Origin of the sequence: Streptomyces sp. NPDC101393, from assembly GCF_044767385.1 — a bacterium.
GTDB lineage: Bacteria > Actinomycetota > Actinomycetes > Streptomycetales > Streptomycetaceae > Streptomyces.
The window spans coordinates 199,140-211,934 of the sequence record NZ_JBIWNU010000004.1; the positions used below are offsets into that span (position 1 = coordinate 199,140).

The window sequence follows — 12,795 nt, forward strand, 5'->3', positions numbered from 1 at the left end:
CATATCACGTTTCGCGCTGGGTATTTCGACCAAATCGGACAGCGTGTCTTCATTTATGGTGCTCAATCGCGCATGCCGGTTCTCATTGAGCATTGAAATGACCACTCAGCGCGGGATGGCGCTTACTGGGGGTTGACGTGAGCGGGCGTGTCGGTCCGTCATCCGCCCCGCCGGTCGTTCACCCGCTCCGCCAGTCGTCGCCGATCGCCGGCCCGATGTGGTCCAGATAGGACTTGGTCAGCTCGCGGATGGACGCCACGCTGCAGTCCTGACCCTCGCCCCACACCTTCCCCGCCACCCGCATCACCCCGCTGAACGCCGCGACCAGCACCCGCGGCCGGGGATCGGCGTCGACATCCAGCCCCTCGCGCCGGGCGATCAGCCGGGCGATCTCCTCCTCCAGATCACAGGAGCGCCGCAGATGGGCGGCGATCAGCGCGGGCGTCGACTCGATCATGCGATACGAGCGCATGTGCAGCTCCACCGGGACCACCGACTCGATGGCGCTCCCGATGTCGTCCCACGCCACCATCACCGCTTGGCGCAGCGCCGTAAGGGGGGCCTCGGCGTCCGGCCGCGCCCGCAGCTCGTCGAGGAAGCGGGCCTCCACCATTTCCTGGACGGCGAAGACGACCTCTTCCTTATTGGCGAAATACCGGAAGTAGGTGCGCTGCGAGACGTCCACGGCCGCGGCGATCTCGTCGATCGTCGTCGCGTCGTACCCCTGCTCCGTGAACAGTTCGAGCGCGGCACGGATCAGTGCATCGCGGGTGCGCTGTTTCTTCCGTTCGCGCAGCCCGCCCAAGGGGTTCGTCTGCGGCGTCGGGGTCGCCATCCTGCGCCGCCTTTCGGTGGTGTTCTCGCTGCTCAGGATACCTGTGAGCTAAATGACAGTTACCGACTCATGAATTGCTTTGTCAACTGTCAGTGGCTGACATTAATCTCGGGGTATGAGTTCTCAGACCCCGGTTGCCGACCCCGCACCGGAACTTCACGTACCGGAGCCCCGTAAGGGGATGCGCGGCCATCCGTGGCTGACCCTCTTCTCCGTGGCCATCGGCGTCATGATGGTCGCGCTGGACGGCACGATCGTCGCCATCGCCAACCCGGCCATCAAGCAGGACCTGGGCGCCTCGCTCGCCGACGTCCAGTGGATAACCAACGGCTACATGCTCGCCCTGGCCGTCTCGCTGATCACGGCGGGCAAGCTCGGCGACCGCTTCGGCCACCGCCAGACCTTCCTCATCGGCATCCTCGGCTTCGCCGCCGCCTCCGGAGCCATCGGATTCTCCAGCGAGGTCACCCTCGTCATCGTCTTCCGCGTGCTCCAGGGCCTGTTCGGCGCGCTGCTGATGCCCGCCGCGCTCGGTCTGCTGCGCGCCACCTTCCCCGCCGAGAAGCTCAACATGGCGATCGGCATCTGGGGCATGGTCATCGGCGCCTCCACCGCCGGCGGCCCGATCGTCGGCGGCCTGCTCGTCGAGCACGTCAGCTGGCAGTCGGTCTTCTTCATCAACGTCCCGGTCGGCATCCTGGCCCTGGTCCTCGGCCTGCTGATCCTCAAGGACCACCGCGCGGAGAACGCCCCCCGGTCCTTCGACATCCCCGGCATCGTGCTGCTCTCCGGCGCGATGTTCTGCCTCATCTGGCCGCTGATCAAGGCGTCCGAATGGGGCTGGGGCGACACCAGGACCCTGGGCTTCCTGATCGGTTCGGTCGTCCTCTTCGCGCTCTTCGCCGTCCTGGAGACCAAGGTCCGCGAACCGCTCATCCCGCTGCGCATGTTCCGCTCCGTGCCGCTGACCGCCGGCACGATCCTGATGGTCCTGATGGCCTTCGCGTTCATGGGCGGCCTCTTCTTCGTGACGTTCTACCTCCAGAACGTCCACGGCATGAGCCCCGTCGACAGCGGCCTGCACCTCCTGCCGCTCACCGGCATGATGATCGTCGGCTCGCCGCTCGCCGGCGCCCTGATCACCAAGCTCGGCCCGCGCGTGCCGCTGGTCGCGGGCATGGTCCTCACCGCCGTCGCCATGTACGGCATGTCCACCCTGGACACGGACACCGGCACCGGCCCGATGTCCCTCTGGTTCGCGCTGCTCGGCCTGGGCCTGGCACCCGTCATGGTCGGCGCCACCGAGGTCATCGTCGGCAACGCCCCGCTGGAGCTGTCCGGCGTCGCCGGCGGTCTCCAGCAGGCCGCGATGCAGGTCGGCGGCAGCCTCGGCACGGCCGTCCTCGGCGCTGTGATGGCCTCCCGGGTCGACAACGACCTGACGGGCAACTGGCAGGCGGCGGGCCTCCCGCCGGGCTCGCCCGCCCAGATGTCCCAGGCGGCCGACGCCGTCTCGGCAGGGTTCGCGCCGGTGCCCAAGAACGCCCCGCCGGAGCTGGCCCAGAAGATCACCTCCGTCGCCCACGACACCTTCGTCTCGGGCATGGGCGTCGCCTTCACCGTCGCCTGCGGCGTGGCGATCGTCGCGGCCGTCGTCGCGATCTTCACCAAGCGCGGTGCGAACGCGGAGGCAGGCGCCGGAGTCGGCCACATCTGAGCCGCGGCCCGCACCACACGCATCATCCGGCGCGCGGCCGGCCGAGGACATCCCCGGCCGGCCGCGCGCCGTCGCGTCAACCCGCCACCCGGCCCCCGCGACCGGCCCGGCGCGCCGGAGCCCAGGTGCCGTACGGCCCGCGCCCGCAGCGCGAATCCCTCATCCGGATGACGCGGCCGGGGAACCGGCCGGCCCGCCACCGGACGCCGAGGGCCGGCGCACCGTCCCGTCCGCCGCCCCGCCCGCGGAGAACGGTTTCCGCAGCCCGCCCCACCAGCGCGTTCCCCGTCAACACCGTGCACCGCCGGCCGCCTGCGCACCGCCCCCGCCCTCCACATACCTGATCCGGGTGGCACCTCCGCCACGGCCTTGGCAACCGCCGCACGCACTCGCAAAGCTCGATGACGAACCCGCCGCGGGCAACCGCCCCACCACGCGGGACGTCATCGCCGTACTTCACGGGGGAGATTCCTATGCGACTGCGTACGTTCCACACCACCGCACTCGTCACCACGCTCGCCGCACTGGCCGCCGGGCTCACCGCCCCGTCAGCCCTGGGGGCCCCGGGCGCCCAGGCCACACCCGGCGGCCGCACCGCCGCCGCGTCCGGCGACTGCGCGAGCGGCCAGCTGTGCGTCTGGCCCAAGGCGGGCTTCGCCGGAAAGCGGCAGACGCACGACCTGTCCGACACCGACATCGAGAGCTGCGTACCGCTGCCCAAGGGCACCGGCGCGGCCTCGCTCGCCAACCGCACCGGCCGTCCGGTCACCACCTACCAGAGCGGGGAATGTGCCGAGACCGCCGAATTCGACACCTACCCGGGCGGCGGCAGCTGGGTGCCGGACTCCCCGTACGAGGTGAAGGCGTTCAAGATCTGGGAGCGGTGAGGGGAGCGCCGGGGGGCGGACACCACCACGCCCCCCGACCGGCGGAGAACGCTGGTCGGGGGGCGTGGCGGAGGGATGCGGCGGTCGGCCGCGGAGGGGTCAGGCGTCGCCGCCGGCCTCGCCCGCGTCGGCAGCCGTGACATCCAGCAGCTGGTAGCGGTCGATCGCCTGCTTCAGCAGCGAGCGGTCGATCTTGCCCTCCTTGGCGAGCTCGGTGAGCACACCCAGGACGATCGACTGCGCGTCGATGTGGAAGAAGCGACGGGCCGCGCCACGGGTGTCGGCGAAGCCGAAGCCGTCGGCGCCCAGCGACTGGTACGTGCCGGGAACCCAGCGCGCGATCTGGTCCGGGACGGCACGCATCCAGTCCGAGACCGCGACCTTCGGGCCCTCGGCGGCCTGGAGCTTGTGCGTCACGTACGGGACGCGCTGCTCTTCCTCCGGGTGGAGCAGGTTGTGCTCCTCGATCTCCACCGCGTCGCGGCGCAGCTCGTTCCAGGAGGTCGCCGACCAGACATCCGCCTTGACGTTCCAGTCGTCCGCGAGGATCTGCTGGGCCTCGATCGCCCACGGCACCGCGACACCCGACGCGAGGATCTGGGCCGGGTGCTCGCCCTTCTCGGCGGGCTTGACGCGGTGCAGGCCCTTCAGGATGCCGTCGATGTCCACGCCGTCCGGCTCCGCGGGGTGCTGGATCGGCTCGTTGTAGACGGTGAGGTAGTAGAAGATGTCCTCGGAATTCTCGCCGTACATCCTCCGCAGACCGTCCCTGACGATATGCGCGATCTCGTAGCCGTAGGCCGGGTCGTAGGCGACGCAGGCCGGGTTGGTCGAGGCCAGCAGCTGGGAGTGGCCGTCGGCGTGCTGGAGACCCTCACCGGTCAGCGTCGTACGGCCGGCGGTCGCGCCGAGCACGAAGCCGCGGGCGAGCTGGTCGGCCATCTGCCAGAACTGGTCACCGGTGCGCTGGAAACCGAACATCGAGTAGAAGACGTAGACCGGGATCAGCGGCTCGCCGTGCGTCGCGTAGGCGGAGCCCGCCGCGATCAGCGAGGCGGTGCAGCCCGCCTCCGTGATGCCGTCGTGCAGCATCTGGCCCGTCGGCGACTCCTTGTAGGCGAGGAGGAGTTCGCGGTCCACCGACTCGTACTGCTGGCCCAGCGGGTTGTAGATCTTGGCCGACGGGAAGAACGCGTCCATACCGAACGTGCGGTACTCGTCGGGCGCGATCGGCACGAACCGCTTGCCGATCTCCTTGTCCCGCATCAGGTCCTTCAGGACACGCACGAACGCCATGGTCGTGGCGATCTTCTGCTGTCCGGAGCCCTTCTTGGCGGTCGCGTACGCCTTGTCGCCCGGCAGCTCCAGCGGCTTGGCACGCACGACGCGGGTGGGGACATAGCCACCGTTCGCCTTGCGGCGGTCGTGCATGTACTGGATCTCTTCGGAGTCGCGGCCCGGGTGGTAGTAGGGCGGTGCGCCGTCCTCCAGGTCCTTGTCCGGGATCGGGAGGTGCAGCCGGTCGCGGAAGCCCTTGAGGTCCTCGGCCGTCAGCTTCTTCATCTGGTGGGTCGCGTTGCGGCCCTCGAAGTTCGGGCCCAGCGTCCAGCCCTTGACGGTCTGCGCGAGGATCACCGTCGGCTGGCCCTTGTGGGCCTTGGCCGCCGCGTACGCCGCGTAGATCTTCTTGTGGTCGTGACCACCACGGCCCAGGTGCAGGATCTGGTCGTCGGTCATGTTCTCGACCATGGCGCGCAGCCGCTGGTCGTCACCGAAGAAGTGATCGCGGATGTACGCACCGGTCTCGGTGGCGTACGTCTGGAACTGTCCGTCCGGCGTGCTGTTGAGCTTGTTGACCAGGATGCCGTCGCGGTCCTGCGCGAGCAGCGGGTCCCAGCTGCGGTCCCACACCAGCTTGATGACGTTCCAGCCGGCCCCGCGGAACTGCGACTCCAGCTCCTGCATGATCTTGCCGTTGCCGCGGACCGGGCCGTCCAGGCGCTGCAGGTTGCAGTTGACGACGAAGGTCAGGTTGTCCAGGCCCTCGCGCGCGGCGATCGACAGCTGGCCCAGCGACTCGGGCTCGTCCATCTCGCCGTCGCCGAGGTACGCCCAGACATGCGAGTCGGAGGTGTCGGCGATGCCGCGCGCCTCCATGTAGCGGTTCATCCGGGCCTGGTAGATCGCGCCGAGGGGGCCGAGGCCCATCGAGACGGTCGGGAACTCCCAGAAGTCCGGCATCAGCCGCGGGTGCGGGTAGCTGGACAGGCCGTGCGGGGCCTTGGACTTCTCCTGGCGGAAGGCGTCGAGCTGGCTCTCGGTGAGCCGGTCCAGCAGGAAGGCACGGGCGTACACGCCGGGCGAGGCGTGGCCCTGGAAGAAGATCTGGTCGCCGCCCTTGCCGTCGTCCTTGCCCCGGAAGAAGTGGTTGAAGCCCACGTCGTAGAGGGAGGCGGAGGAGGCGAACGTGGCGATGTGGCCGCCGACGCCGATGCCCGGACGCTGCGCCCGCGAGACCATGACGGCTGCGTTCCACCGGGTCGCGTTCAGGACCTTGCGCTCGATCTCCTCGTTACCGGGGAAGAACGGCTCGTCCTTGGTGGCGATGGTGTTGACGTAGTCCGTGCTGCGCATCTCCGGCACGGCCACGCGCTTCTCGCGGGCCCGCTCGATGAGGCGAAGCATGAGGTAGCGGGCGCGTTCCCGGCCTCGCTCATCGACGGCTGCGTCGAGCGAGTCGAGCCATTCCTGGGTCTCTTCGGGATCGAAGTCCGGGACCTGGCTGGGAAGGCCGCCAATGATGATCGGGTTGCGATCGGATCCGGAAGCCACGCTGTTCCTTCGTGTTCGGGTCGTGTCGTGCTCTGCACGCCATTCATGCTGCGCACGCGGACGAGTGCTGTCTCTGCTGTGGTGTCGCGCCGCTTCCATCGTGTACCGAGTCGCTGGGAAACGTCACCTCTACCGATGGGTAACCACCGTCTGCGAGATGGGCGCGGAAAAGGCCGATTTCTCAGGTCGGCCAAATCGCAACCATACGCCCATGTCGAAAGTGCTTCGCGTACGGTCGTCCGCACCTCGAAAGTCGATCCGAAGACGGCCCGGCGCCCCTCGAAGGGCCCAGTCGCGCGCGACTACCCCACAAACCCGGCAGAACGCTGTGGTGTGAATCACTTCGCCCTGTCCCGGTGGGGTCGTACTTGCGATGAGACGCCTCGAATCGTCACCGTTTCGGCGGTCTCGACCGCCGGGTACTTGCGCGATCCGCCCGGCCCGTGTGGACTACGCCCAATGCTCCGCGCACGCGCGGGGTTCAAAAGCATTTTCCGAAACTGACAGGAGGCAATCCGTGAGCGCGACCGCGGACCACGCGGAGGAGCGGACCAACCCTGCCGCCAGGCTGGGGTTCGAGCCCGGACAGGTGGTCCAGGAGATCGGCTACGACGATGACGTCGAGCAGGAACTCCGAGAAGGCATTGAGGCCGTGATTGGCCAGGACATCGTCGATGAGGACTACGACGACGTCGCTGACGTCGTCCTGCTGTGGTTCCGTGACGAAGACGGCGACCTCACGGACGCGCTGGTGGACGCCATCGGGCTGATCGAAGAGGGCGGCGCGATCTGGCTGCTGACCCCCAAGACCGGCCGTGACGGCTACGTCGAGCCGAGCGACATCAATGAGGCCGCGCAGACCGCGGGTCTGTCCCAGACCAAGAGCATCAACGCGGGCAAGGACTGGACCGGCTCCCGACTGGTCACGCCCAAGGGGGCGAAGTCCGGCAAGCGCTGAATCGCACCACCTCAAGGATTTACCCCGAGCCCTCTCCGGCCTGTTCCGGAGGGGGCTCGGCCCCGTTCAGGACGGGTTCCCGGGGTGTTCCGCCCGGCGCGTAGGGTTGGGTGCGTCCTGTTTGTGAGTGAGCGGAAGGGAAGCACCCATGGCGATCGAGGTCGGCACGAAGGCTCCGGATTTCGAGCTGAAGAACCAGCACGGCGAGCTGGTCAAGCTCTCGGACTTCCGCGGCGAGAAGGCCGTCGTCCTCCTCTTCTACCCCTTCGCCTTCACCGGTGTGTGCACCGGTGAGCTGTGCGCCCTCCGCGACGAGCTGCCGAAGTTCGCCAACGACGAGGTGCAGCTGCTCGCCGTCTCCAACGACTCCCCGTTCTCGCTGCGCGTCTTCGCCGAGCAGGAGGGCCTGGAGTACCCGCTGCTGTCGGACTTCTGGCCGCACGGCGAGGCCTCGCGGGCCTACGGCGTCTTCGACGAGGAGAAGGGCTGCGCGGTCCGCGGCACCTTCATCATCGACAAGGAGGGCGTGGTCCGCTGGACGGTCGTCAACGGCCTGCCCGACGCCCGTGACCTGAACGACTACCTCAAGGCCCTGCAGAACCTCTGATCCGGCGGCGCGCACGGCGCCGGCGTATCCCGCCGGACCGACATCCGGGCCCTCCGGGTCCGATATCTGTAACTCGGTGGGAACCGGTCACTAGGATCAATTCGTTGATCCGATGCCATGCACGATGGGGCGCAATCTTTATGCACCCTCGAATCTATGGGAGGACTCGTGGGAGTCAGCCTCAGCAAGGGCGGCAACGTCTCGCTGACGAAGGAAGCCCCCAATCTGACCGCCGTCCTCGTCGGTCTGGGCTGGGATGCGCGTACCACCACCGGTACGGACTTCGACCTGGACGCCAGCGCGCTGCTGGCGAACGACCAGGGCAAGGTCGCCAACGACCAGAACTTCGTGTTCTTCAACAACCTGAAGAGCCCGGACGGTTCGGTCGAGCACACCGGTGACAACACCACCGGTGAGGGCGAGGGCGACGACGAAGCCATCAAGGTGAACCTCGCCGGCGTCCCGGCCGACGTCCACAAGGTCGTCTTCCCGGTGTCGATCTACGACGCCGAGAACCGCCAGCAGAGCTTCGGCCAGGTCCGTAACGCCTACATCCGCGTCGTCAATCAGGCGGACGGCAATGAGCTGGCGCGATACGACCTGAGCGAGGACGCCTCGACCGAGACCGCCATGGTCTTCGGCGAGCTGTACCGCAACGGCGCGGAGTGGAAGTTCCGCGCCATCGGTCAGGGCTACGCCTCGGGTCTGCGCGGCATCGCGCAGGACTTCGGCGTCAACGTCTGATCGAGGACCGCCATCGCGTCCGGCGCCGTACACCCCATGCGGGGAGTGCGGCGCCGGGCGCGCTTCAAAGGGAAGCGGGCCGGGCCTGAGCACGGCCGGCCCGCGCCGACACCGGGGAGGAAGCGAAATATGGGCGTCACGCTCGCCAAGGGGGGCAACGTCTCCCTGTCCAAGGCCGCTCCGAATCTCACGCAGATCATGGTCGGCCTCGGCTGGGACGCGCGCTCCACCACTGGAGCACCGTTCGACCTCGACGCCAGCGCGCTGCTGTGCGAATCGGGCCGGGTGCTGGGGGACGAGTACTTCGTCTTCTACAACAATCTCAAGAGCCCCGAGGGCTCCGTCGAGCACACCGGTGACAACCTCACCGGTGAGGGCGAGGGCGACGACGAGTCGGTCCTGGTGAACCTCGCCGAGGTGCCGGAGCGGGTCGACAAGATCGTCTTTCCGGTCTCGATCCACGACGCCGAACCGCGCGGCCAGAGCTTCGGCCAGGTCAGCAATGCCTTCATCCGCGTCGTGAATCAGGCCGACGGCAGCGAGCTCGCCCGCTACGACCTCAGCGAGGACGCGTCCAGCGAGACCGCGATGATCTTCGGTGAGGTCTATCGCCACAGCGGCGAGTGGAAGTTCAGGGCAGTGGGCCAGGGGTACGCGTCGGGTCTGCGAGGCATCGCTCTAGACTTCGGGGTCAACGTTTCGTAAAAGCGCCGCGCGCTGCGCGCGGGGGACCCCACACAGCGAGGGATTGGGTAGGCAGTGCTCCTGAAAACCTTTGGCTGGTCGTTCGCCATCACGGTGCTCGGCCTGGCCTTGGCCGGCGTGCTCTGGGGGTGGCAAGGGCTCGCGATTGTCGGGATCCTGTCCATCCTCGAGATCTCGCTCTCTTTCGACAACGCCGTTATCAACGCAGGCATCCTGCGCAAGATGAACGCCTTCTGGCAGAAGATCTTCCTGACCATCGGCATCCTCATCGCGGTCTTCGGCATGCGGCTGGTCTTCCCGGTCGTCATCGTCGCGATCACCGCGAAACTGGGGCCGATCGAAGCGGTCGACCTTGCCATCAACGACAAGGCGCACTACGAGGAGCTGGTCACCAGCGCCCACCCGGCCATCGCGGCCTTCGGTGGCATGTTCCTGCTGCTGATCTTCCTCGACTTCATCTTCGAGGAGCGCGACTACAAGTGGCTGGCCTGGATCGAGAAGCCGCTCGGCAAGCTCGGCAAGCTCGACACCCTGTCGGTCATCATCGCGCTGCTCGTGCTGCTGGTGAGCGCCATGACCGTGGCCACCGACGTCGCGCACGGCGGCGGTGACAAGAGCGCCACGGTGCTGCTGTCCGGTGTCGCGGGAATAATCACCTATCTCATCGTCGGTGGAATCTCGGGCTACTTCGAGGACAAACTCGAAGACGAAGAGGACGCGTTGGACGACGCCACGGAGGGCGCCGCGGCCCCCGCGAAGAAGAACGGCGGGTCCGGAGCGGTCGTGGGCCTGGCCGGCAAGGCCGCGTTCTTCATGTTCCTCTACCTCGAGGTCATCGACGCGTCCTTCTCCTTCGACGGCGTCATCGGCGCGTTCGCCATCACCAACGACATCTTCGAGATGGCGCTGGGTCTGGGCATCGGCGCGATGTACATCCGGTCGTTGACGGTCTACCTGGTCCGCAAGGGGACCCTGGACGACTACGTTTATCTGGAGCACGGTGCGCACTACGCCATCGGCGCGCTGGCGGTCATCCTGCTCGTCACGATCAAGTACGAGATCAACGAGGTCATCACCGGCCTGGTGGGCATCGTGCTGATCGCCCTCTCCTTCTTCTCGTCCGTGCGGCGGAACAAGCGCGAGGGCAAGCCGGGGAGTGACACCGGAACCCAGTCGGAAGTCGCGTCCGGAGTGTGACGCGGCTCTGATTGAGGAACGCTCTCTGCGGGGCGGCCATGGGGTGCGGACCTCAAGGCCGCCCCGCGGTAATTGGGGCCGAGCGATGGGGTGGGCAAGGTGTCGTTCCTGGGGAACTGGTGGCGCGGTGGCGCGCCGAAGTACGACAGCGGCGGAGCGTCGTATGTCGTCGAGCTGACAAAACGAAATCCGGTCGTCTCGCTGAGCAAACAGGGAGCGGCCTCCGGTCATCTGCGGGTCAACCTGCACTGGCAGATGCGCACCTCGGACCTCGGCGAACGGAGCGGCGGGCGCAGGGGGAGCCTGCTGCGGCATCCGGGAAAGATGTTCAAGCCCGAGGTGGTCCAGGCCCAGGGGCCGGCCGTCGTCAAGATCGACCTGGACCTGGCCTGCCTGTACGAACTCAAGGACGGCACCAAGGGCGTGGTGCAGCCGCTGGGCAACTTCCTGGGTGACCTCAACGCCGCGCCGTATGTGCAGCTCAGCGGGGACGACCGGTTCGGCTCGCCGTCCGGGGAGACGCTGTACATCAACGTCGACCACCGTGACGAGATCAAGCGGATGCTGATCTTCGTCTACATCTACGACGGGACGCCCGCCTTCGACCGCACCCACGCGGTGGTGACGCTCTATCCGAGCACCGGCCCGCGAGTGGAGATCAAGCTCGACGAACGGGCGCCACAGGCCCGTTCATGCGCCATCTTCATGCTGGAGAACAACAAGGGCGAGCTGACGGTGCGGCGCGAGGTGAAGTACGTCTACGGCTTCCAGGCGGAACTCGACCGGCTGTACGGCTGGGGGCTGCAGTGGGGGCGTGGCTACAAGTCGAAGGTCTGACGGCGGGACGGTGCGCAGGCGTCCTGGGCCCTGTCGTCAGACTCCTGCCGGCCCCGGTACTGGACGTACCGGGGCGCTCCCGACAACGCAGCGACACGCGCCGGACGCCGCAAGGCCTGCCCTTCGGGCGAACGACGGGAGTGTGGCGACAGTGCCTAGCGCTGTTGGAACTGCGGCCCCTGCGGCGGCAGTACGAACGACGGGTCCGGTACGAAGGGCTGTTGCTGCATCGGGTAGCCATATGTCGGGGCCGACTGCTGCTGTTGCTGGGGCGGCTGCGGATATCCGTACGCGGGCTGCTGCTGGGGCTGGTACGGCGGCTGCTGCGGCGGCGCGACCGGGTAGTCGTAGGCGGACGGGGCGGGGGCGGGCGGCTGGGCCGGCGGCGGCGGAACATCCTGCGGGTAGCCGTAACCCCCACCCGTGGGCGGTGGCGGCGGCGCGGTGGAGAGCGGCTCCGGCATCTGATCCGGCACGCGTTGGGTGACGGCGTCGGCGTCCGCCGGATAAGCCTGCGCGGCCGCCGCGGCGGGCGGGCCGACGGCTTCCTCGGGCCAGGTGCTCGGCGGCGGGGTCACCGGAGGGGCGGGCGGTCCGGGGGCCGGGACGGGAGCCGTCGTATCGACCGGGGCGGACGCATCGGCCGCGGAGGTGTCCGGTGCCGACGGTGTCTGCTCCTGCTCCGGGGCCTTGGCGCCGGTCGCGGTGGTGCGGACGGAGGACGGGGAGTCGCTCTCGTCGACCGAGATCCCGAACTCCGTCGCCAGGCCGATCAGGCCGGTGACGTAGCCCTGGCCGAGCGCGCGGAACTTCCAGCTCTCCGCCCGTCGGTAGAGCTCCCCGCAGATCAGCGCCGTCTCGTCGCCGGTGTCCGGCACCACGTCGAACACCGCGATCGGATCACCGTCGCTCGCCGCCGCGTCATAGAGCAGGACACGCAGATCCGCCACGAGCCCGAACGCCCCGCCGTCCGCCGAAGCGGTCAGCACGACCCGGTCCACCGACGCGTCCAGCGCCGACAGATCCGCCTCGATGGTGTCCGTCAGCCCCTCGGCCAGGCGGGTCTTGGGCAGATGCCGGACCAGGCCACTGGGGTGCCGCGGCTGGTTGTAGAAGACGAAGTCCTCGTCGGAGCGCACACGGCCTTCGGTTCCCACCAGCAGAGCCGAGGCATCGACATCGGGGACACCGGCGCCGGGGGTCCAGCGCAGAACGGCCCTTACAGCCGCGGCATCGAGGGGTACGTTCGACCCTTTCACCATCGCGTGCGTCATGCCGCAATCCTGCCTTCCCGGAGGTCGCAGGGACAACGCGGGGGCCCGCCCGGCGTGGGCGGGTCGCGGTCACGGACACCTCGGCGCCTTGTGTGGGTTACGAGATTTTCATGCGCGGGGGAACTAACAGTGCTCCGCCACACGTACGATTACCGGCTGGATCGAGACAGCGAGACGCAGCGGGGGTGCCCGGGTCCCGCCT

At 68.2% G+C, this 12,795-nt stretch carries 10 protein-coding genes and 1 pseudogene; 8 read left to right on the plus strand and 3 right to left on the minus strand.

Annotation, left to right across the window (positions count from 1 at the left end; translation table 11 throughout):
- Positions 1-178 precede the first annotated feature (178 nt).
- Positions 179-835 carry a TetR/AcrR family transcriptional regulator gene (locus ACIRQ7_RS14355; protein WP_404262503.1) on the minus strand — a complete coding sequence of 219 codons (657 nt, stop codon included), beginning with the start codon at positions 833-835 and terminating at the stop codon, positions 179-181.
- Positions 836-950: 115 nt separating this feature from the next.
- Here ACIRQ7_RS14355 and ACIRQ7_RS14360 point away from each other — a divergent pair.
- Positions 951-2,583 (plus strand): annotated as a pseudogene (locus tag ACIRQ7_RS14360) (MFS transporter); the annotation flags it as partial.
- Between the two features lie 442 nt (positions 2,584-3,025).
- Positions 3,026-3,439 (plus strand): peptidase inhibitor family I36 protein, encoded by a 414-nt coding sequence (locus ACIRQ7_RS14365; protein WP_403671062.1) that lies wholly within the window; start codon positions 3,026-3,028, stop codon positions 3,437-3,439.
- A gap of 99 nt (positions 3,440-3,538) precedes the next feature.
- Here the strand turns inward: ACIRQ7_RS14365 and aceE are convergent, their stop codons facing one another.
- Positions 3,539-6,271: a pyruvate dehydrogenase (acetyl-transferring), homodimeric type gene (aceE, locus tag ACIRQ7_RS14370; RefSeq protein WP_404262505.1), complete on the minus strand. Its 2,733-nt coding sequence runs from the start codon at positions 6,269-6,271 to the stop codon at positions 3,539-3,541.
- A gap of 517 nt (positions 6,272-6,788) precedes the next feature.
- Here aceE and ACIRQ7_RS14375 point away from each other — a divergent pair.
- The 6 genes from ACIRQ7_RS14375 to ACIRQ7_RS14400 all read left to right on the plus strand — a co-directional run bounded on the left by ACIRQ7_RS14375 (position 6,789) and on the right by ACIRQ7_RS14400 (position 11,319).
- Entirely contained in the window at positions 6,789-7,229 is a 441-nt protein-coding gene (locus ACIRQ7_RS14375) for a DUF3052 domain-containing protein (protein ID WP_401471983.1), read from the plus strand.
- 148 nt (positions 7,230-7,377) lie between these two features.
- Positions 7,378-7,836 carry a peroxiredoxin gene (locus tag ACIRQ7_RS14380; RefSeq protein ID WP_401471986.1) on the plus strand — a complete coding sequence of 153 codons (459 nt, stop codon included), beginning with the start codon at positions 7,378-7,380 and terminating at the stop codon, positions 7,834-7,836.
- Positions 7,837-8,004: 168 nt separating this feature from the next.
- Positions 8,005-8,580: a TerD family protein gene (locus ACIRQ7_RS14385; RefSeq protein ID WP_401472356.1), complete on the plus strand. Its 576-nt coding sequence runs from the start codon at positions 8,005-8,007 to the stop codon at positions 8,578-8,580.
- A 129-nt stretch (positions 8,581-8,709) separates the two neighbouring features.
- Positions 8,710-9,285 (plus strand): TerD family protein, encoded by a 576-nt coding sequence (locus ACIRQ7_RS14390; RefSeq protein ID WP_401471989.1) that lies wholly within the window; start codon positions 8,710-8,712, stop codon positions 9,283-9,285.
- A 54-nt stretch (positions 9,286-9,339) separates the two neighbouring features.
- A complete protein-coding gene (locus tag ACIRQ7_RS14395; RefSeq protein ID WP_401471992.1) occupies positions 9,340-10,482 on the plus strand; it encodes a DUF475 domain-containing protein in 1,143 nt (380 codons plus the stop codon).
- A gap of 99 nt (positions 10,483-10,581) precedes the next feature.
- Complete coding sequence (locus ACIRQ7_RS14400; RefSeq protein WP_401471995.1) at positions 10,582-11,319, plus strand: Tellurium resistance; 738 nt, start codon at positions 10,582-10,584, stop codon at positions 11,317-11,319.
- 155 nt (positions 11,320-11,474) lie between these two features.
- Here ACIRQ7_RS14400 and ACIRQ7_RS14405 read toward each other — a convergent pair whose 3' ends face one another.
- Positions 11,475-12,593, minus strand: coding sequence for a TerD family protein (locus ACIRQ7_RS14405; protein ID WP_404262507.1), 1,119 nt, complete (start codon positions 12,591-12,593; stop codon positions 11,475-11,477).
- Positions 12,594-12,795: the final 202 nt, after the last annotated feature.

Coding starts and splice junctions, on each gene's coding strand:
- ACIRQ7_RS14355 (WP_404262503.1), bottom strand. CDS start 835: ATGGCGACCCCGACGCCGCAGACGAACCCCTTGGGCGGGCTGCGCGAA.
- ACIRQ7_RS14365 (WP_403671062.1), top strand. CDS start 3,026: ATGCGACTGCGTACGTTCCACACCACCGCACTCGTCACCACGCTCGCC.
- ACIRQ7_RS14380 (WP_401471986.1), top strand. CDS start 7,378: ATGGCGATCGAGGTCGGCACGAAGGCTCCGGATTTCGAGCTGAAGAAC.
- ACIRQ7_RS14390 (WP_401471989.1), top strand. CDS start 8,710: ATGGGCGTCACGCTCGCCAAGGGGGGCAACGTCTCCCTGTCCAAGGCC.
- ACIRQ7_RS14405 (WP_404262507.1), bottom strand. CDS start 12,593: ATGACGCACGCGATGGTGAAAGGGTCGAACGTACCCCTCGATGCCGCG.